Here is a 19,628-nt window from a genome sequence, read left to right as displayed (position 1 = left end):
TTGGCGTTTCCAGCGTGGTGACAAAGCGCTAGAATGTTCGGTTCTCTCGGGCTGTTCGGCCCATCTCTTTGTACACAAGGGTATTATGCGCAAGGTTTCCGCACTGCTGCTGGCCACTGAACGCCGTGCAATCAGCGGCTTAGCCGGGCTTTATGCGTCACGTATGCTCGGTTTGTTTATGGTGCTGCCGGTGTTGGCACTTTATGCCGACACCTTACATGGCTCCACTCCACTGTTGATTGGCGTCGCACTTGGCATTTATGGGCTGACTCAGGCAACACTGCAGATACCATTTGGCATGCTGTCGGATCGAATTGGCCGTAAGCGAGTGATTGCCATGGGCTTGCTGATCTTTGCCTTAGGCAGTGTGGTTGCTGCGATGGCGGACTCGATCGGTGGCGTAATTCTGGGACGCGCATTACAGGGCAGTGGGGCGGTCGCCGCGGCGATTATGGCACTCTTAGCAGATCAAACCCGTGAGCAGGTACGCACGGTAGCGATGGCCACGATTGGGCTATCCATTGGTGTGTCGTTTGCGATTGCCATGGTGGTCGGCCCCTGGCTGGCAGCCTGGGCAGGGCTGGCGGGCGTTTTTTGGTTCACCGCGTTATTAACGCTGGTTGGCCTTGTCGTGCTGTGGCGCTGGGTGCCGCCCGCGCCACGCCGCTTGCGCCATCGCGATGTAGGTATGGATCGCCAGCAGTTCAAACGCGTGATTACACGCCCGGATTTATGGCGGCTAGACCTATCGATTTTTGTTTTGCACTTGGTGCTAATGGCGATCTTTGTTGCCGTCCCGTTCCGGCTATTAAATGCTGGGGTTGCTATCGAGTATCACGGGCTTGCCTATCTGGCCATTATGGCACTGTCGTTTATCGCCATGGTGCCGTTAGTCATCGTGGCGGAGAAGCGCCAGCGCATGAAATTAATGTGCCTGCTGGCGATTGGTGCTATTGCAGTGAGCCTCAGTGGTCTTGGGCTGCCGCTGTCCCAAGGTAATTGGCTGTTCATGTGGCTATTTGTTTTTTTTACAGGATTTAACTTGCTCGAAGCCACGCTGCCATCAATGCTCAGTAAGTTAGCCCCCGCGGGTGCCAAAGGCACTGCGATGGGAGTTTACTCGACCAGCCAGTTCTTAGGCGCATTTTTGGGAGGAACGCTGGGTGGTCTGTTGGCCAGTGTTTGGGGGCTCAATGCGGTGTTTATCGGCTGTGCGGTGCTGGCGTTGTTGTGGTGGATGGCGATGTGGCGCATGCCATCACCACCGCAGCTTTCGAGTGAAGTCGTGGCACTTCACGATACTCAGCCCGATGCATTAGAGCTGTTGATGGAGCATCTTGCCGATGTGGTTGGCGTAGAGGACGTCATGGTCGTGCCAGAAGAGCGCTTGGTGTATTTAAAAGTAAATCGCAAAGAGCTCGACCAGGCAGCATTGTCTAGATTGATTTCACCACCTAAGCCCTAATATGCATCAGCCTTACTACCTATTAGCTGCGTGGCGTTCAGCCCCCCAGCCATCGTATCAGTGATACCCTGAGTGTCACTGGTACTGTTATATGACCGATTATTGAAAGGAGCGAGCTATGGCGCGCGGTATTAACAAAGTTATTTTGATTGGCAATCTTGGCCAAGACCCTGAAGTACGGTTTACGCCCTCGGGAACGGCGGTAGCCAACTTGAACCTGGCGACATCTGACACCTGGATGGATCGTCAGAGCGGGCAGCGCCAAGAGCGCACCGAATGGCACCGCATTGTGCTGTTCAATAAAACCGCCGAGATTGCCCAGCAGTACTTGAAAAAGGGCTCTAAGGTTTACATTGAAGGACGTTTACAAACCCGTAAGTGGCAAGACCAAAATGGTCAGGATCGTTACAGCACAGAAATTGTTGCTAATGATATGCAAATGTTAGATAGCCGTGGCGGCGACTTCCAGGGTGGCGGTGCTCCCCAAGGTGGTTACGCGCAAAACAACCCTGCGCAAGGTGCCCCAGGCCAGCAACCAGCGCCACAGCAGCCCGCCCCTCAGAGCCATCAGGGTAGCGGTATGCCTCAGCAGGGTGGTTATCCTCCCCAAGGGGGGGCGCCTCAAAGTAACTATGGCGGCGCGCCTCAGCCTGCTCGTGGGCCACAGCAAAACCAGCCAGCCCCCGCTAATCAAAACAGTAACTACGGAGCGCCAGATCCTGGCAACTTCGATGATTTTGATGACGAGATCCCGTTCTAATCAGCATCTTTGAAATTGGGCGGGTGATAACTAAAAACGTTATTTGAGGTAGTGCTGTTGAGCCGTGATACCAAGAAGTGGTGCATTATGCACCACTTCTTGGTCACTTGAGTACTGCAACGGTTTAGGAGCCAGTCATTTCCTGCACACGCTGCATTAATTCAGGGTTTGTCTGAATGGCTTGGCCGATAGCGTTGAATGTATCTACATCCAGACCGTTATCTTCAACAGCATCAATCATTTTTTCATTGGCTTCTTCTTGAATAGCCTGCTGAGCGGTTTCGTCTTCAGTGGTGTGAAGCTGTTGGGTGTATTCTTGTGATAACGAGACGACTTCTTCTGATGCGTTGGCGAATTGCTGAAGCTGCTGATTAGAAACTTCGATAGGTGGAGCGGCAGCTTGTGTTGCTGCATTTGCGGCACCCTCTTGCTGGGCGTTAGCACTGACCGACGCCAGAAGGCCAAGGCTTAGTAACATAGCGGCAACAATAGTGGTCTTCGTTTTCATCGATTACTCCAATAGTAGATTTTAAAGTCGCTTAATATGTGCGCCCCCCTGTGACGGTGATAAAAACCTTCCGTTCACCATGAAATATGATCAAGTGTTAACGAGTGATTTTGGGTTGGGTTATACCGATGCGAGGGGCAATATATTTGCGCAATAACGCTCATTGTCTTCTACACGGCATGTGCCGATTCGTCCGTTAACGTTTAGAATGGTTAGCTGTAGACGATCGAAAATCGTAAGCGTGGCGACGACACGCCAGAGGAGAGAAGCCTTCGTGAAGTTGCTGATACTAGATGCAGGGCACTGTTTGAGTTTGGCATTAGCCCAAGAAGCCAGTCGTCGGACTGATACTGAACTTGTTATCGAACAAGGTAGTACAGTTACGTCAGCTCAGCTCGAGGCGATAACACCTGATGCGGTGATTATCCCTCCGTTGGCGCATCCGCTGAGCATGGCGCCTGCCGACGTAACGGCACATGCCGATGCAGTCGATATCTGCATGGATGCTTGCCAGGCCCAAGGTATTGCATTGGTGTGGTGTGTTTCGGATCAGCTTTACGAAGATGGGTTTGAGATACCGATTGATGAGCACGTAGTCCCTGCTCCAAGAGATGAGAGTCTTCGGCGCTTGGTGCAAACGGGGGATCGTATTCGCGCGGAATATGACCGGCACTTGATTGTTCGGTTGGGTCCTTTGTTCGCGCTTGAAGGCAGCCATGCATGGCTAAATGAGATCATTGATAGTTTGATGATAGGGCAGCCAGCACGTGCGGCCGAAGACGTGATTTTTTGCCCGACATCAGCTGATGCTGTTGCAATGGCCTTAATTGGCATGTTGCAGCAGCAGGTCTGTGGCGCCGATGCGTGGGGCGCCTATCATTTGGCGGGGACCGAGCCCGTCAGTGCCTTTACATTTACCTCCATGGTGCGCACGCAGTTGGCGACGCATTTAGAGGGGCGCGGTGAAGACGTGGTGCTTGGCGATGTACAGGCACTGAATCACCACCATGATGCCAAGCTGCGTCGGGTATTAAATTGCCGCCGCGTGCTTGATGTGTTTGGTGTACATCAAAAACCGTGGCGGCTTGAGGTGGGGCGTATGTTAGATGCGTGGTGTTTGGCCCGTGATCAACAGCAAGGTGAAGGGACAGGAGAGTTGGCTTGATCAATCTGGTTCGCAGCTTGGTTTTTTACGCGGGTTATTTTACTGCCATGCTGTTAATTGGCATATTGTTTTTACCAATTGCGCCGTTCTTACCATTGGCTGCCCGCTATCGGTTGTTGAACCTGTACAACTACTTTTTGATGATGTGGTTTAAGGTAGCCTGCGGTGTGCAGTACGACATTCAAGGTCAGGAAAACATCCCTTCTGGCCCCTGTGTGATCCAGGCGAACCACCAGTGCGAGTGGGAAACGGTGTTTCTGCAGGTGATGAAACCGCCGGTTTGTACGGTGTTAAAGCAGGAACTATTACATATTCCGGTTTTTGGCTGGGGGTTGCGCTTGTTGCGGCCCATCAGTCTGGATCGCTCAAAACCCGCCCGTGCTATGAAGCAGGTGTTGACGCAAGGCGTTGCGCGCTTGGGTACTGGGCTGTCAGTGCTTATTTTTCCAGAGGGAACCCGTGTCGACCCGGGCATTCGTAAGCGCTATAACAAGAGTGGTAGCGTGGTGGCCTGCCGAGCAGGCGTGCCGGTACTGCCAGTGGCGCATAATGCCGGTGAGCGCTGGCCTGGGCGTCACTGGGTAAAGCGCCCTGGCGTGCTGCGGGTGCGCATTGGTGCGCCTATTGAAACCGCAGGCCGCACCCCAGACGAAGTGCTGGTGGATGTAGAAGCCTGGATTGAAGGGCAGCTGCAAGAGATTTCAGAGGTGCCTCGTCGAGCGAACTGAAAGATGGTGCTGTGCGCAGGATAGGCGACCGCATTGAAGCCCCAATAGAGCCTGAGTAGCCTTCTTTTACTTCGACCAGTTGATGACCAGCTCAATCAAATTATGCAGCGCTGGGGAGTCGCTTTCTTTGCGCCAAGCAAACCAAAGTGGCATATCACATACATCGAGTTCAGGTAACGTCAGCACGCGGATACCTGGCAACGGGTGATGGCAGGCATCACTGGGCAGTATGGCGCTGCCCAAACCGGCCGCCACCATACTTAGGATAGTAATGTTGTCAGCGCCATACTGCACTACCCGTGGGTTAAAACCGAGTCGTTGGAAATGCTCTTGGATGTAGTCGTAGTAGATGGGGGATGCACTGCGAAAGCCACGAATAAAGTCTTCTTCCTCTAATTCCGCTAGACACTGGGGTGGATTGTCAGCCCAGCCAGATCCCTCTGGCACTGCTAGTACTAAGTGATCGAGATGGATCAGCTGGGTACCGAGGCCTGGATTGGTTGTCTCGCCTAGATAGAGGATACCAGCGTCTAGGCGCCCCTGCCGTAACCACTCGAGTTGAGACCCAGAAAGTAAGGGAGATATTTCGAAAGTAACCCGTGGAAATCGTTTGCGATAATCTCCCAAGAGCGCGGCGACCTGGGGGAGCCACAGGTGCATCATCGTTACCCCAAGGCTGACCTTTCCGATGGCCCCTTGGCCAATGGCTGAGAGGCGTGCTTTGAGTTTTTCGCGCCGATCGAGGAGCTCCAGAGCCTCTTCATAAAGCACCTGGCCTGCCACTGTTAGCCGCATGCCACGCGCATGGCGGTTGAAGAGCTGCGTTGCTAGGTTCTCCTCCAGCAGGCGAATCTGTCGCGTTAAGGCTGGTTGGGCAACATGTACGCGCTGGCTTGCCGCCGATAACGAGCCGGATTCCACAACCGCGATAAAGTAGCGTAACTGGCGGAATTCCATAGCGGCTCCTTGATGACTTAAAAAGCAAATCTGCACATATCATTTCGGTATGACTGCTATCTAATACATATATTTTTCCTATTGCAATCCATAAAACATACTCTCAGGGGAGTGGACGGTGTGCCTCGTCGTGCCCCGTTCACTAGTAGACTACCTAGTAATGACTCCCTAGCAAGAGTGAGGATCCTAATGAGTCATCCTAATCACGCCAACGCACTTAAGGTGATGATCAGTGAGCAGGTTGAGCGCAACTATGCAGAGATAGCTGATTTATACCGCACCTTGCACCGCTATCCAGAGTTGCCGTTTCGTGAATATGCCACTAGTGCTCGTTTGGCCGAGGCTTTGGAAGCGTTGGGGTATGACGTGACGCGTGGGGTGGGGGGAACAGGAGTGGTCGCACTGATGCGGCAAGGGAGTGGCCCCACGGTGATGCTACGTGGAGATATGGATGCTCTGCCTATCCAGGAGCAGACGGGTCTTGAATATGCCAGCCAAGAGACAGTGGAGGCCGCGGCAGGAGAGTGTGTCCCAGTTATGCATGCTTGCGGCCATGATTTGCATAGCAGTTGCCTGGTGGGCGCGGCGGCTATTATGGCATCGCTACGCAACTCCTGGCGCGGTGTATTGATGCTGGTTTGCCAGCCAGCTGAAGAGGTTCTGGGGGGCGCCAAAGCCATGCTGTCGGATGGGCTCTACGAGCGCTTCCCGCGTCCAGACATCATCCTGGGACAGCACAACACGCCTGCTTTGGCGGGTACAGTTGGGCACGCTTCCGGGCGAACTATGTCCGCTTCCACCTCTCTGGCTGTCACCATTCACGGCACTGGTGGGCATGCCGCTAAACCTGCCCAGGCGGTTGATCCCGTGGTAATTGCAGCTTATGTGGTGACTCGTCTGCAAACCATTGTTGCCAGAGAGATATCGCCTTCAGATGCCATAGTTGTCACGGTCGGTAAACTGCAGGCTGGCACCCAGAGCAATATTATTCCTGACCGGGCTGAGCTGGAAATCAATGTGCGTAGTTTCGACGATCATCTGCATGCCGATGTTTTAGCGTCGATTCGCCGCATTGTGCGTTGTGAATGTGAAGCGAGTGGCACTCCACAGCCGCCCGAGTTCCGTGTGTTAGCGAACACCATCACGCTCAATAATGACGTTGCGCACACGGCCAAGGTGCGCCATGCCCACGCCGACTATTTCGGTGACGAGGCGCTCTTTATTCGGCCGCCGATTAGCGGTAGTGAGGATTTCCCCTATTTTGGTGATGCTCGTGCAGGAGGGTTCGATGGTGACGATATCCCTTACGTGTACTGGTTTATTGGTTCTACGGCAGAAGAGCAATGGCGCAACGCTCCGGGAGACAGCCGTAAGGAGAAGCTTCGTCATCTACCGATGCCCCATTCGCCCTACTATGCGCCGGGTCAGGCAGCAACCATTAAGGCCGGCATGGCAGCGTTAACCACGGCTGCTCTGGCTTACTTGAGCGCAACGGATGCTTAGCCGCTCCGCGGTACCTTTTCCATTCTGGTAGTGGGGGGAGGCTTTAGTTATGGAGTGACGGGTAATCCACCGTCATGGCACTGATCCCACAACGGTGGGAAGGAAAAATTGCACCCTAGAACAATGACAAGTAAGCCACAAGGCTTAAGGAGATTGCATGTTATCGCTCAAGACTCGGCTATCTGCCGTTGCACTGCCTCTTTATCTGCTCCTGGCGCCATTCACTCAGGCTAGTGAAGAGGCCCCGCTACCCAAAACGTTAGCTTGGACTGCCTATCCGACCAACTCCAGCAGCTATGCCCAAGTGGTGGCTATCGGGAGTATGTTGCAGTCGAATCATAGTGTTTCGGTACGCATTTTACCCGCCGATAATGATGTTTTGCGCATGACACCATTAAAGTCAGGCCGCGTTGATCTTTGTTCTTGCGGCATCGCGAGTTACTTTGGTGCCGAAGGGGTATTAATGTTCGCCGATGCTAACTGGGGGCCGCAGCCAATCCGTGTACTGGCTGCCTCCTCCGGGGGGTTCGGTTTAGCGATGGCGACAGCGGGGGACCTTGGCGTGGAGACGCCAGCTGATTTAGCAGGTAAGCGAATCGCCTATATTCGTGGTGATGACGCAGTAAACAAAGGTACCGAGGCTATGTTGGCGTACGGCGGCTTAACCTGGAATGATGTCGAACGTATCGACTTTCCCGGTCATTCTCGAGCGTTTGATGCGATTATCGCCGGACAAGCTGATGCCACTTTCTCTAGTACGTTGGCGCCGCCTGCGGTGAGACTTGCCAGCAGTCCACGGGGCATTACTTGGCCGGTGCTCGATCCCCAGGAGCAGGAGGCCTGGGAGCGTGTTAAGGCCGTAGCGCCCTATTTTTCACCTCATCAGGTCACCGCTGCCGCAGGGGATGATGTCTCCGCTGATCGCCCCATGGATAGTGCAGCCTACCCCTATCCCATTCTAGTGGCTAACGCTGATTTCGACGATGCGGTGGCCTATCGCCTAGTTCAGGCGATGCAAGATCATTTAGATGAATACCAAGATGCTGCTCCGGGCGCCGACGGCTATGCATTGGAAAAGCAGAAGCTTGCCTGGGTCATTCCTCTACATGATGGTGTCGTTGACCACTATCGTGACATAGGTGTTTGGAACGACGAATTGCAGGCACATCAGGAATATCTTGTTGAGCGCCAGAACACGCTGCTGTCTACGTGGAACCATTTTATGGACGGCGAGACGCCTGAGGATCGTGATGAGTTCAGGAACGCGTGGATGCAGGCTCGTGCCGAAGGGCTGCGCAGCGCGGGCTATGACCCTGTTTTTGAGTGAAGCTTGTGTGATCCCAGAGCATCAATGGGATCCGCTTTATTGCGCCTAATTGCCGCTATGGACTTTGTCATGAACAACTCACACCCAGAAGGCAACGGAGGTGACCAGGAGCAAGTTTCTCAGATTCGACGTTTGCCCCGATCACTACGCTGGTTGCCGAGCACGATTAGTATTTTACTGATCCTGTTAACCCTAGATTACCTCTTCAACCTAGGGGGACCGCTAACGGATATTGAGACACGGTTCTTTTATGCCGTAGTTGCTCTGTTACTGCCGTTAGTCTTTTTGCTTTGGCCTGTGACTGCGTGTGGGTTGCTGCGCTCGGTGCCCTGGTACGACTATGCCCTTAGCCTGTTAGCCTTCTTGACGATCGGCTACTTCGTTTGGAACGCCGATGTCCTGCTCATTCGCGGTTGGGCTTATGACGCACCTTCCTTTGCTATATGGATGAGTTATCTCTTTTGGCTATTAGTTATTGAAGCAACGCGCCGAGCCAACGGGTTGGTAGTTGCTGCGATTGTTACCGTATTTTCCTGCTATCCCTTGGTGGCTGACATTATGCCTGGCCCGATACAGGCTTTTCCCTCGACCCTGGAGCAAGCGGCTACTTATCACACCATGAGTGCAGAAAGCATTATGGGGTTACCGCTACAATCGTTTGTGAGCTTAGCGATCGGTTTTCTAATTTTCGGTGTAGCACTGCAGAAAACAGGCGGCGGTGCTTTTTTTATCAATCTTGCCTTCGCCGTGTTTGGTCACGTGCGTGGCGGGCCGGCGAAAGTGTCTATATTTGCTAGCGGATTGATGGGCTCCATGAGTGGTAGTGTTATCACTAACGTGTTGACTACTGGTGTGTTGTCAATTCCTGCTATGCGTCGGACTGGCATGAGCCGCTCCTTCGCCGGTGGCGTTGAGGCCTGCGCTTCTACGGGTGGCGTATTAATGCCTCCAGTGATGGGGGCTACCGCGTTTGTTATGGCTATGTTCCTCGATGTTTCCTACGCTGCAGTGGCTCTCGCGGCGGCTATACCATCGTTGCTTTACTTCCTAGGGTTATTTATTCAGATCGATGCTTACGCTGCACGACATGGCATCCAAGGGTTGCCTCGCGAAGAGCTTCCCTCGGTGAAGAAAACGCTGCGCGAAGGGTGGTATTACATTTTTGTCTTTGGGTTGCTGATATGGATGCTGTTGGTGATGCAGCGTGAGGCACTCGCGCCTTTCTATGCCACTGCTCTGTTGCTCGTGCTTAACCAGTTCTCCTCCATCCATTGCTGGGGCTGGCAGGATGCAGTCGATACGCTTAATGCCGCTGCCAAGTTGTTCTCTGAACTGATGGCCGTTTTGGCAGGTGTTGGTATGCTAATTGGTGCTCTGTCGATGACTGGGCTGTCGGGTACTATCGCCAATGATTTCATTCATTTGGCTGGTGGCAGTGTGCCTATGCTATTGATTATGGGGGCGATAACTAGCTTTGTGCTGGGCATCGGTATGACGGTCACCGCCGCTTATATCTTCCTCGCCGTGGCCTTGGCCCCAGCCTTGATACAAGGTGGCCTGAATCCATTGGCGGTTCACCTCTTCATCCTTTACTGGGGAATGCTTAGTTTCATTACTCCACCGGTGGCGCTGGGTGCCTTTGCCGCGGCTAGTGTGGCTGGTGCTAAATCGATGGCCACCGGTCTGCAGGCGATGCGGCTTGGCAGTGTGATCTATTTCATTCCCTTCCTATTTGTGCTTAGTCCGGCGCTGATACTGGAAGGTGGCCCCCTTAAAATAGTAAGTGTCTTTGTCCAATCGGTCGTTGGCATTGTGCTCTTTGCATCTGGCATGCAAGGTTATATGGTCGGTGTGGGGCGCCTTGGCATTGACACGCTATCGGTGGTTGCGACCCGAGCGCTACTATTATTGGCAGGCCTTTTGGCGGCTTTGCCTGGTGGAGGTGTCATTCCGCTTTCTCAGCTTGAGATGGGAGGGGGGGCACTGTCTGCGCTAATTATCGCTATCGTAATAGCACGTTGGAGTCAGCGCCAAGCAGCGCGACAAACAGTTTAGTTGGTAACGATTGGGCAAGCGTATGAGTGACTAACGCTAAATAATTCGCCCCGCTATGCGGGGCGAATAGTGTATTACTGCTGCCGCGTTCGGCAACGTGTCTGTTGAGCGCCGGTAATATCACTCGCTAAAGCGCTGAAACACCAAGCAAGCGTTTGTACCGCCAAAACCAAAGCTGTTGGAGAGCACGCGTTCGATGGTGACATCATCACGCCGCTCTTTAACAATGTCGAAGCCATCTGCTTGTTCATCGAGATGTTCAATATTCGCTGAGGCGGCGACGAAGTCATTGTGCATCATCAGCAGCGAATAGATCGCTTCCTGTACACCGGTGGCCCCTAACGAGTGACCGGTAAGCGATTTGGTGGAGCTCATGGCAGGGGTTGAGTTGCCAAAGACTTCACGGATTGCTTTCAGCTCTGCGACATCGCCCACCGGCGTGGACGTACCATGGGTATTGATGTAATCAATACTGCCCTGCACAGTGGCCATGGCTTGACGCATACAGCGTGTAGCGCCTTCACCGGAAGGGGCGACCATATCGTGACCGTCTGAGGTGGCGCCGTAGCCCACCAGCTCGCCGTATATTTTGGCGCCACGGGCTTTTGCATGCTCGAGTTCTTCAAGCACTAGCATGCCACCGCCGCCAGCGATGACGAAACCGTCGCGAGCTTGGTCATAGGGACGAGACGCTTTTTCCGGCGTATCGTTGTAATGGGTCGAAAGCGCACCCATCGCATCGAACAAACACGAAAGCGTCCAGTGCTCTTCTTCACCGCCACCGGCAAACACGACATCCTGTTTACCCAGCTGGATTTGCTCCATGGCACTGCCGATACAGTGAGCCGATGTCGCACAGGCTGACGAGATGGAGTAGTTGACGCCTTTGATTTTGAACGGTGTGGCCAAGCATGCCGATACGGTGCTACCCATGGTGCGGGTAACGCGGTACGGACCAACACGGCGCAGGCCTTTCTCGCGCATAACGTCAGCGGCTTCCACTTGATTCGCGCTAGAGGCTCCACCGGATCCGGCAATCAGCCCTGTCCGTTCGTTGGAGACCTGTTCCTCAGTAAGCCCAGCATCTTCAATCGCTTGTGCCATAGACACATACGCATAGGCAGCTGCATCACCCATAAAGCGGCGCAGCTTGCGATCAATCAGTGTATCAAGGTCGATGTCGACGCTACCCGCTACATGGCTACGGAAGCCGCGTTCGGCGTACTCTTCCTTAAAACGAATACCGCTGCGCCCGTTTTGGAGCGCGTCTAAGACCTGTTGCTGGTCGTTGCCTAAGCACGACACGATGCCAAGGCCGGTGACTACCACTCGTCGCATGGGAGCCTCCTGTTAGAAATTCGCAGTGGAGGTGAATAGGCCAACGCGCAGGTCATTAGCCTGGTATATATCGCGCCCGTCGACGGATACGGTGCCGTCGGCGATACCTAGGATAAGCCGACGGGTAATAATGCGCTTCACATTAATGTGATACGTCACTTTTTTCGCGTCGGGCAAAATTTGGCCGCTGAATTTTACGTCGCCACAGCCTAGTGCGCGCCCACGACCGGGGTGGCCAAGCCAACCCAAGTAGAAGCCCACCAGTTGCCACATGGCATCTAACCCTAAACAGCCGGGCATGACTGGGTCACCGGGAAAGTGGCAGTCAAAGAACCACAGGTCTGGGGTGATGTCCAGTTCGGCGATCAACTCGCCTTTGCCATGCTCACCACCCTCTTCATGAATGTGCATGATGCGATCAAGCATCAGCATGTTAGGAGCCGGAAGCTGTGCGTTTCCAGGGCCGAATAGCTCGCCGCGCGAGCAGGCCAGCAGTTCTTCGCGATCAAAGGAATGTTGCTTGGTCACTGAATCGTTCCGAGTATCAAAATGGTTGTTGGGTCTAGTCTACTTCCCGAAACCGCTGAATGCACGTCGCAGGGCATTTATCGTGTATTTCTACAGCTTTTTTATGAAGTGCCGATAGTGCTTACTAGCCCTCAATTATTTCAAAAGTAGCGAATTTGCACACTAAATGCTCTATTGACGTAATATGGCGTGTTTAAGTTTTTTGTTGAGTGGCAGATGCTATGCCTGTTATCCATGCCCTATTAGGCTCATATATAGGACACACTTAATCACCATGTGGCTGCCTGTTTCTCTTAATCGTCCGCTGGTGTGGATGGCATTGATGGCGTTGCCCGCCTGTGTGTGGGTGCCCGATACGGCGTTACGCATGGTGGCGGCCAGCTTAGTCGCTTTAGGTTTGTGGGATGCGTGGCATCAAGTACGCCAACAACATTTGCGGCTGCGCCTCTCGCAAAATGCCATTGGCCTAGCGGGTGACGCTATTGTCATCAGCGACGTACATAACCGTGTGTTGACGGTTAATCCTGCCTTTACACAAATTACCGGTTACGAAAGCCAAGAAATGATTGGCCGAAAGCTCGAAACCCTGGCGGCGGCGCGTCACGATAAAGCGTTTTATCAGACGTTCTGGAGCACGTTGAAGGCCACTGGGCGTTGGGAAGGCGAAATGTGGAACCGTCGTAAACACGGCGATGAGTATCCCGAATGGCTTAAAGTCCGCGCGGTTACCGACAAGCGTGGCAAAATTACCCATTTCATTAGCCTGTTTACCGATATTTCCGCCCAAAAAACACGCGAGCGTGATTTACGCCGCATTGGCTATGAAGACCCGCTAACGGGGTTGCCAAACCGGCGACGTTTACACGATCTGATGTCCTCCCGGCTACGCCATCTGCGTGCAGGTGAAAGTTTAGATATGGCGTTGATTGATATCGATGGGCTTAAATCGGTTAATGATAGTTTAGGCGTTGAGCAAGGTGACCGTTTACTGGCGCGTTTCGCGCAACGTTTAGCAGGGTATATGGCTGGCAGTGTGGTGGGTAGGCTGGGCGGCGATGAGTTTTTGGTAATACGTACGACCACGTTTGATGATCACGACAAATGGGTGGCGACGCTTCGTGAGCACATGAGCCGGCCGTTTGAAATTAAAGATCAATCGCTGCGTTTGGGGCTAACCATTGGTAGCTGCCGCGCGCCTGAGGATGGGAGTGATTCTGGTGTGCTTTTTCAGCGGTTGGAGTCTGCGCTCTATAGCGCTAAACGCTTGGGACGCAATCATAGTCAGCGATTTCGTCCCGCGCTGGATAAGCAGGACAATCCCCAGCTCGCCTTGGTGAGCGATTTGCGGGCAGCGCTAATATCAGGCGACCAGCTAGAGCTACACTTCCAAACGCAGCATCACCCAGGAACTGGCGATTTAGTGGGTATGGAAGCGCTGCTGCGCTGGCGTCATCCTCAGGACGGCATGATTTCGCCAGGTGATTTTATTCCGCTGGCTGAACGTCATGGTTTAATGTCCGAGCTCGGTAGCTGGGTCATCGAAAAAGCCTGTGCCCAGCAAGCGCATTGGCAACATAGTGGGATGCCGGACGTGACAGTGTGGATCAATATTTCTGCGCTGCAGCTTTTCCAGGGAGATCTGGAAACGCAGTTGGCTAGCTGTTTGGAACGCTACCAGTTAAAGCCCGCGCAAATTGGCTTAGAACTGACTGAATCCGTCTTATTGGACGAGCGGGCAGGGGACATGGGGCCTCGATTACAGGCGCTGCGTACCCAGGGCTATGCGATTGCGATTGATGACTTTGGGACAGGTTACTCATCGCTTGGTTATTTGAAGCGGCTGCCGGTGGATAAAATAAAGCTGGATCGCGCGTTTATCCGTGAACTACCCAATGATCAAGTAGATGCCGCGATTGTTACGGCGGTGTTGGCGATGGCAGAGGGCATGGGGCTTGAGGTCGTGGCCGAGGGCGTAGAAACCGAGGCGCAATGCCAGTTTTTGATCAATGCTGGCTGTACATTAGTGCAAGGTTTCTATTTTGCCAGACCCATGCCGGCAGTTGAGCTTGAAAAGAAGTGGGCTCCACTGCCGCTGGCCGAAGACGTGTCTTAACGAATGATGGGCTTCATGGCTTGATGTGTGGCATAGCGGCTAATGCCAAAACATAGTGTGGCCCAAATCACCGCTTGGGTGGGCAGTAGCCACGGTGCCAAGCTAACACCGGTGATGGCTGCACCGCTAAAATAAGACAGCGGCCCGCTGATGGCGCCGCAAATCGCCGCAATAATCGGGTACCGCCACAGCCAGGCAAGCGAGTGGAACACCAGTGTGGCAAACAGCGGCCACAGCATCCAAAGCCAGAGTGGTAGCAGGCCGGCTACCAAGGGCTGCTCACCGAAGTCGAAACCTCCCACCACATATAGGCCGCCGTCCAGCGCCAACCCAAGTAGCGCGAACACACCAATAAAGCGCCACTCCCCTGGCCTAGCGCAGCGCCAGAAATGCCAACTGAGTAATACACTTCCTGCAATGGCGGCCACCCATGACCCGCCGAATACGCATAGCAACCAGCCCGCTTCGAAGCGCAGGGCATTAAACAGTAAACGTTGCCAGCGCGGGGTGACCACTTATAGTGCGCCGGTGAGTGGTTCGGGTTTGGCAGCTGGCTTTGCCAGCAATAGGTGGCATGTGCCTATAGAGCGCTCGATAAAGCCGCCTTCGCAATAGCACAAATAGTAGCGCCACATGCGAATAAACCGTTCGTCGTAGCCCTGCTGCCTGACTTGCTCCAGGTTGGCTTCAAAGCGATGCCGCCACTCGCGCAGTGTGCGGGCATAGTGCTGGCCGATTTCATCGAGAGCGACTACGTTGAGCGACGTTTTGCGCATAACGCTGGTTAGCATGGCATGGTGGGAAGGTAAAAAGCCGCCAGGGAAAATGTAGCGCTTAATAAAGTCCATATCCCGTTTGGCTTCTTCAAACCGTTGGTCACGGATAGTGATGGCTTGTAGCATGGCTTGACCATCATCGGTGAGCAGGCTGTCGACCTTCTCAAGGTAGGTATTCAAATATTGGTGCCCCACCGCTTCGATCATCTCAACAGAAATCAGTCGATCATAACGCCCGGTTAGCTCACGATAATCTTGCTTAAGCAGGGTGATTTTATCGTCGAGCCCCTCTTCTTGAATTCGGCGAGCAGTATGCGCGTACTGTTCTTCAGAAATGGTCGTGGTGGTCACACGGCAACCGCGGGTCTTGGCGGCGTGAATTGCCAAGCCACCCCAGCCAGTACCAATTTCCAACAAGTTGTGTTCCGGCCGGACATCCAGCCTTTCCAGCATGATGTCGAGTTTATAAGTGGATGCCTCTTCTAAGCTGGCTTCCGGGCGGGGAAATACAGCACTTGAATACATCCAGTGGCGTTGATCAAGAAACGTGGCAAACAGGTCATTGCCAATATCGTAGTGCGCGGAGATATTGCGCTTTGAACCGGAAAGCGTGTTACGTTGAAAACGGTAGGCGGCACCCAGCAGCCAGCGGGTAAATCGCGCACTGCCGTTCTCCATTTTACCGTTCACGTGGTCAAGGTTGGCCGCAAACAGGCGCACCAGTGCCACCAAATCATCAGCGTCCCAATCGCCATCCATATAGGATTCAGCGGCGCCTACCGTGCCGCCAAACGCGAGCCGTTTCCAGGCGCGGGAGTGACGAATGACAACGGTCACTTGAAGCGCACCTTCCTGGCCGAGGTGGTGGCACTGATTGCCTTCAATTAAGGTAATACGACCGCCTTGGAAAGCGTCAAGCTGAGCCATTAGGCGCGGCTTCAACCAGCGGGTAAAGCGGTCCTGGTTAACCGGCTGAATCTCGTGAGGCGTTGGACGCAGGGTTGTCATTTTGAAGTCTCCTTGCGCTTAGGGTGGTTATAAACGGGGATGCGCTTAAGCCAAAGCCTGAGCGCTTCAAAATGGATACCCGCGACTGTTTTCATGCTCATCCAAGGCTGTCGTGCAAGGGTCGCTAAGAGCACTCTCCGTGTGGCAGGGGCGGCTTCTAAGGTTAGCGTGGCGTCAAAGTGGCGTTGCCCACTCTGCCAATTTTCCATATGCAGATAGAGCTGATCGCCAGGGGGGGTAAATTTCCAGCGATAGGTCATTTCCATTGGGTTAAACGGTGATACATGCATGGCCTTATCAAAACGTGCCTGATGGCTATGGCGATTCGTATCGACCTGGCAGGCATAGCAGACACGCTCCTTCCAAGGCATATTAGTGACTTCGCCAAGCACGGCTGCCAATCTGCCTAAATGGTCATAGGCGTAATACATCGAAACAGGATTGAAAACGGTTCCGAAGGTGCGTAACTGGGTAAGCATGCAAATTTTTCCCTCCGGAGCGCTGCCTAACTGACGGATCAGCTCTTCACGAACGGCGGTGCGAAGCGGTCGGTCGGTGGGGGCAAGGTAGTCTTCACGACGAAAGCGAGCTAACGCTGGCCCCCGGGCGCTAAAGCCGGGAACACCGTCAAATAAGGTGGGCAACTCATCCAGGTCGATCCATGCCATCCACACGCGATAACTAAATGCGTGCTCTTTAGGTGTGAAGCGACGGTGGCGCAGGGTACCGCGATAAATACGCGAGCGAGGCGAGGCAATCATCCTAGCCCCTCCCCAACGTTATTAGCGGGCATAAGGTCATGAGCCGGTAGTGCCGTAGGCGTCGTTGGCGGCGTTGCTGCTTCATCACAACCTAGTGCTTGAGCAACCCGTAGTGCACTCCATACCCCATCCTCGTGAAAACCATTGCGCCAATAAGCGCCGCAGAAGTGGGTGCGGCGAGCAACCGAAGATATTTCGTGATGGCGCATTTGCGCAGCCTGACCTTTCAGGGTGAACTGGGGATGGGCATAGCTATAACGTCCGAGCACTTTAGAGGGGGCAATGCTGTTTGAGTCGTTAAGCGTGACGCAAAAGGTAGTGTCGGTATCTTCTAATCGCTGCAGAATATTCATGTCGTAAGTGACAGACACCCGCTCTTCTGACCCGCGTCCATCGAGCCGGTAGTTCCAACTGGCCCAGGCGCGCTGCCGTCGAGGAAGTAACGATGTGTCGGTATGCAGCACTACCTCGTTATCTTGATAAGGCATGGCGGCGAGAATGTCTTGCTCAGCGGGTGTCGGGTCACCGAGCATTGCGAGCGCCTGATCGGCGTGGCAAGCCAGCACTACATGATCAAATCGTTGTGTACCTTGTGCGGTCGTAATCATCACGCCTGTGGCGTTTCGCTCAATGCGCGTCACGGGCGCATTAAGGTGAATGCGCGTCGCGTAAGGCGCTGTCATGCTGGGAATGTAACGTTTCGAACCGCCAACTAAGGTGTACCACTGAGGGCGGTGGTTCACGGACAGTAACCCGTGGTTGCGGAAAAAACGCACAAAAAACGTCAGCGGGAAGGCGCGTAGGTCACCGATGCTAGCGGACCAAATCGCTGCTCCCATAGGCAGCAGGTAGCGACGTTGGAAAGCGTCACCATAACCATTCTGATCAAGGTACTCGCCTAGCGTCATGTTGCTGGGAAGGCGTTTGCTTTCTAAGTCAGCCGTTGCTTGTTTGTTGAAGCGTAAAATATCGCGTAACAAGCGATAAAAAGCGGGGCTGAGCAAATTACGCCGCTGGGCAAACAGTGAGCCTAGCGTATGGCCGTTATACTCAAAATCTACCTCGGTTTCATGCACCGAAAAACTCATTTCAGTGGCTTGGCTGGGCACCCCGAGGGTTTCTAGCAGGCGCCGGAAGTGAGGGTAAGTCCAGTCATTGAAAACAATAAAGCCCGTGTCGATGGCGTAGGGCTTACCCTCGACTTCCACGTCCATCGTCGCGGTGTGCCCTCCAAGACGACTCTCTGCTTCAAACAGGGTCACTTCATGCTGGGAAGATAAGTACCAACCGGCCGCCATGCCGCTAATGCCGCTGCCGATAATCGCGATGCGCTGTGAAGCCATGCTGCTCATTGTTGTACCTCTTGGCGCCTTGTCATGCGTAGGCCGATGTGGCGACGCAGCGCAGGCGGTAAAATTCCCAAGCATTTCATGAGATAAGTAAAACGGCGTGGAAAATGAATATCCAAGCGTCCTTTGACAAGGCCCGAAATGATCGCATCGGCTGCTTGATCGGCTGTGACTTGCATGGGCATCGGGAAATCGTTGAGATCGGTCAGCGGTGTTTTCACAAAACCAGGATGAATCAAACTGACATCAATACCCTCTTGATCAAGGTCGAGGCGTAATGACTCTAAAAAGTAGCTGATAGCTGCTTTTGAAGCGCCGTAGGCTTCGGCACGGGGCAGCGGTAAATAAACGGAGGCGCTGGAGGTAGCGGCTAGGCGCGCAGGCTTGCCCTCTTTGCGGGCGGCTCTTAGCAATGGTAAGGCTGCGTCAACGCCATAAAGGGTGCCGAAAACGTTAGGGGTGAACACGCGCTCTATCAGATCCATATCAAAGTGCTGAGCATCAAGATATTCACAGGTACCTGCATTGAACAAGGCAATATCTAGTGCGCCGAGCCATAGGTTGATCTGTTCACCTGCGGCCAGCACGGCCTGGCGATCGCTGATATCGAGGGGCAGTGAATACGCATTGGAGTGGCCGGCACATAGAGCATCCAGTGCCTCCTGGTTGCGAGCGCTAAGCACAATGTGGTGACCTTGGGCGATGAGCTTTTTGGCAAGTGCTTCACCGATGCCTGATGTAGCACCTGTTAACCAAATGCGTTGGGGCGTTTTCCATGAGCTCATCCTGCTTCTCCTATAGCTGTAGCGTCCTGTCAGCACGCGACCTAGCTGCGAATAGATGGTCAGCTAACACGCCGCTTTAACCAGCGTATGACGCGTCCCATTAACGGTAAGTGTTCATATAACATTGCCCCAGCATCGAAGTAGTCACGGTGCCGCGATACTCTTCCATCGTCTGCAAACGTTAATGCACTACACCCCTCTACGCTGATGAGCTGACCATTGGCCAAACGTGGATGCACGAACGCCATTGTCCACGTGACAAACGCCTGATTGGCCTGCTGTTGCCGCGTGTGATAAGTAAACTGGCAGTGCTCAACATTCTCGTACATGGAGGCAAAGTAGCTCTCTAGCGCGTTTCGCCCTTCAATGTGATGCAGTGGATCGTTGAAAACAATGTCGTCAGTATATACCTCGTATAGCTTTTCTGTACAGGTGTTGTCTAGTTTATTGAAGAAGGCGCAAAAATTCTCCAAAGCATGGTCGTTAGGCATCACTGAGTCCT

The 19,628-nt window shown here is 53.7% G+C and carries 18 protein-coding genes; 8 read left to right on the top strand and 10 right to left on the bottom strand.

Annotated features, from left to right (window positions below):
* Nucleotides 1-85: 85 nt before the first annotated feature.
* Nucleotides 86-1,465: an MFS transporter gene (locus tag HZS79_RS13790; RefSeq protein ID WP_162217973.1), complete on the top strand. Its 1,380-nt coding sequence runs from the start codon at nt 86-88 to the stop codon at nt 1,463-1,465.
* Between the two features lie 118 nt (nt 1,466-1,583).
* Nucleotides 1,584-2,225, top strand: a complete 642-nt coding sequence (locus HZS79_RS13785; RefSeq protein ID WP_162217927.1) for a single-stranded DNA-binding protein — start codon at nt 1,584-1,586, stop codon at nt 2,223-2,225.
* Between the two features lie 124 nt (nt 2,226-2,349).
* Here the strand turns inward: HZS79_RS13785 and HZS79_RS13780 are convergent, their stop codons facing one another.
* A complete protein-coding gene (locus tag HZS79_RS13780; protein WP_162217926.1) occupies nt 2,350-2,733 on the bottom strand; it encodes a DUF4168 domain-containing protein in 384 nt (127 codons plus the stop codon).
* Between the two features lie 274 nt (nt 2,734-3,007).
* On the opposite strand from HZS79_RS13780, the gene HZS79_RS13775 reads away from it, so the two are divergent.
* Nucleotides 3,008-3,898 (top strand): sugar nucleotide-binding protein, encoded by an 891-nt coding sequence (locus HZS79_RS13775; RefSeq protein WP_162217925.1) that lies wholly within the window; start codon nt 3,008-3,010, stop codon nt 3,896-3,898.
* Nucleotides 3,895-4,626 carry a lysophospholipid acyltransferase family protein gene (locus tag HZS79_RS13770; protein WP_179928144.1) on the top strand — a complete coding sequence of 244 codons (732 nt, stop codon included), beginning with the start codon at nt 3,895-3,897 and terminating at the stop codon, nt 4,624-4,626. Before HZS79_RS13775 ends, HZS79_RS13770 begins: the two co-directional genes overlap by 4 nt.
* A gap of 66 nt (nt 4,627-4,692) precedes the next feature.
* Here HZS79_RS13770 and HZS79_RS13765 read toward each other — a convergent pair whose 3' ends face one another.
* Nucleotides 4,693-5,583: a LysR family transcriptional regulator gene (locus HZS79_RS13765; RefSeq protein WP_179928143.1), complete on the bottom strand. Its 891-nt coding sequence runs from the start codon at nt 5,581-5,583 to the stop codon at nt 4,693-4,695.
* A gap of 189 nt (nt 5,584-5,772) precedes the next feature.
* Between HZS79_RS13765 and HZS79_RS13760 the strand changes: the two genes are divergently transcribed.
* From HZS79_RS13760 to HZS79_RS13750, 3 genes are all read left to right on the top strand, one after another.
* Complete coding sequence (locus HZS79_RS13760; protein WP_179928142.1) at nt 5,773-7,086, top strand: amidohydrolase; 1,314 nt, start codon at nt 5,773-5,775, stop codon at nt 7,084-7,086.
* A 157-nt stretch (nt 7,087-7,243) separates the two neighbouring features.
* Nucleotides 7,244-8,413, top strand: a complete 1,170-nt coding sequence (locus tag HZS79_RS13755) for a TAXI family TRAP transporter solute-binding subunit (protein ID WP_179928141.1) — start codon at nt 7,244-7,246, stop codon at nt 8,411-8,413.
* A gap of 69 nt (nt 8,414-8,482) precedes the next feature.
* The gene (locus HZS79_RS13750) at nt 8,483-10,468 is read left to right on the top strand and encodes a TRAP transporter permease (RefSeq protein WP_179928140.1); all 1,986 of its coding nucleotides are present in this window, start codon (nt 8,483-8,485) and stop codon (nt 10,466-10,468) included.
* 120 nt (nt 10,469-10,588) lie between these two features.
* On the opposite strand, the gene fabB is transcribed toward HZS79_RS13750, so the two are convergent.
* Nucleotides 10,589-11,806 (bottom strand): beta-ketoacyl-ACP synthase I, encoded by a 1,218-nt coding sequence (gene fabB / locus HZS79_RS13745; RefSeq protein ID WP_162217923.1) that lies wholly within the window; start codon nt 11,804-11,806, stop codon nt 10,589-10,591.
* Nucleotides 11,807-11,818: 12 nt separating this feature from the next.
* Nucleotides 11,819-12,334: a 3-hydroxyacyl-[acyl-carrier-protein] dehydratase FabA gene (gene fabA, locus HZS79_RS13740; protein WP_009723939.1), complete on the bottom strand. Its 516-nt coding sequence runs from the start codon at nt 12,332-12,334 to the stop codon at nt 11,819-11,821.
* Nucleotides 12,335-12,608: 274 nt separating this feature from the next.
* Here fabA and HZS79_RS13735 point away from each other — a divergent pair, with 274 nt between their 5' ends.
* On the top strand, nt 12,609-14,447 hold the full coding sequence (locus HZS79_RS13735) for a putative bifunctional diguanylate cyclase/phosphodiesterase (protein ID WP_179928139.1): 1,839 nt from the start codon (nt 12,609-12,611) through the stop codon (nt 14,445-14,447).
* Here HZS79_RS13735 and HZS79_RS13730 read toward each other — a convergent pair.
* The 6 genes from HZS79_RS13730 to HZS79_RS13705 are packed head-to-tail and all read right to left on the bottom strand — an operon-like array spanning nt 14,444 to nt 19,617.
* Nucleotides 14,444-14,962 carry a DUF2878 family protein gene (locus tag HZS79_RS13730; protein ID WP_162217921.1) on the bottom strand — a complete coding sequence of 173 codons (519 nt, stop codon included), beginning with the start codon at nt 14,960-14,962 and terminating at the stop codon, nt 14,444-14,446. The genes HZS79_RS13735 and HZS79_RS13730 overlap by 4 nt on opposite strands.
* A complete protein-coding gene (locus HZS79_RS13725) occupies nt 14,963-16,231 on the bottom strand; it encodes an SAM-dependent methyltransferase (RefSeq protein WP_162217920.1) in 1,269 nt (422 codons plus the stop codon). It abuts the gene before it with no gap.
* The gene (locus HZS79_RS13720) at nt 16,228-16,992 is read right to left on the bottom strand and encodes a DUF1365 domain-containing protein (protein WP_162217919.1); all 765 of its coding nucleotides are present in this window, start codon (nt 16,990-16,992) and stop codon (nt 16,228-16,230) included. Before HZS79_RS13720 ends, HZS79_RS13725 begins: the two co-directional genes overlap by 4 nt.
* Complete coding sequence (locus HZS79_RS13715; protein ID WP_179928138.1) at nt 16,989-18,344, bottom strand: NAD(P)/FAD-dependent oxidoreductase; 1,356 nt, start codon at nt 18,342-18,344, stop codon at nt 16,989-16,991. The genes HZS79_RS13720 and HZS79_RS13715 overlap by 4 nt, the downstream gene beginning before the upstream one ends.
* Nucleotides 18,341-19,126, bottom strand: coding sequence for an SDR family NAD(P)-dependent oxidoreductase (locus HZS79_RS13710; RefSeq protein ID WP_179928137.1), 786 nt, complete (start codon nt 19,124-19,126; stop codon nt 18,341-18,343). The genes HZS79_RS13715 and HZS79_RS13710 overlap by 4 nt, the downstream gene beginning before the upstream one ends.
* Before the next feature lie 59 nt (nt 19,127-19,185).
* Nucleotides 19,186-19,617 (bottom strand): nuclear transport factor 2 family protein, encoded by a 432-nt coding sequence (locus HZS79_RS13705; RefSeq protein WP_162217916.1) that lies wholly within the window; start codon nt 19,615-19,617, stop codon nt 19,186-19,188.
* Nucleotides 19,618-19,628: the final 11 nt, after the last annotated feature.

The sequence above is a fragment of the Vreelandella zhaodongensis genome (assembly GCF_013415115.1).
In the GTDB taxonomy this organism is placed as follows: Bacteria; Pseudomonadota; Gammaproteobacteria; order Pseudomonadales; family Halomonadaceae; genus Vreelandella; species Vreelandella zhaodongensis.
This window is presented reverse-complemented; position numbering and strand designations above follow the sequence as displayed.